This is a genomic window from Vibrio sp. 1288 (genome assembly GCF_033344475.1).
Window position 1 is genome coordinate 1 of the sequence record NZ_JAWPOX010000281.1, and the last position, 865, is coordinate 865.

Genomic DNA, 865 nt, shown 5'->3' on the forward strand with positions numbered 1-865 from the left:
ACTCTTTTCTAGCTCGATCGTATGTTGCGCTTGATGCAGGTTTTGGTTGGTGTAGAACCACGCGCTGAAGTTGATTTCTTGCTGAGGTTTCACCAATAACCCTGTGCCATGACGGTTCGTGAGCGATGCCCAGCGCACGTGTTGGCGGTTGCCGTTGTTTTGCGGGAACGGGTAGTTCTCGAACATGTCTTCTACGGTGCTGTGGTAAACATCAATGAGGTTAGCTTGGCGACTGTCTTGGTAGTTTTCTTCTGGGCCGCGACCGTAGTAGCTCACTTGGTCAAAGCTGCCGTTAATGCCTAAATCCAAGCCAATGACCGGAATCACGTGAGGGTAGTCGCCGTAGCGCTCGCCACTCAGTTCCACATTCAAATGGCCTTGCGCGTTGATTTGGTAGCGGTAGGTACAACGCATGCCAAAATCAAAGACCGGCGGCGCAATGATGCTGGTGGTCGTAATCAAGACGGAATCATCAGTTGCTTCCACAGCAAGTGTGCGGAAGTGCTCCTGCATGATTTGCAGATGCGCTGGGTGCCACAAACCTTCATACTCTTGTTTGTGGTTATCAATCATCGGTTTGAAGAAGTTTAGTCTCGGCTCAGATTGAATGATCTCTTCGTCATTTACGCGCCAAGAAGTCAGCTTGCCGTTTACTTTCGAGAAAGTAAGCGTGAAGTTATGGCCTTCAATTATGTGTTCCAAACGGCTTTCGTTAATCACCAAAGGTTGTGCGTTGCGATTGATGAACGCAGGTGCAGACGCGGTGTTTTCTTTCAGTTGGAACTGATACACCGCAATTTCATGGTTGGCTTCGCTGTAAAGTGTGCGACTGTCTTTGCGTACGGTGAAGTTAACAAAGGCTTCG

The 865-nt window shown here is 49.1% G+C and carries 1 pseudogene; it reads right to left on the bottom strand.

Annotated elements, in window-relative coordinates:
- A pseudogene (ebgA, locus tag R8O11_RS26230) lies at window positions 1-865 on the bottom strand (beta-galactosidase subunit alpha); the annotation flags it as partial.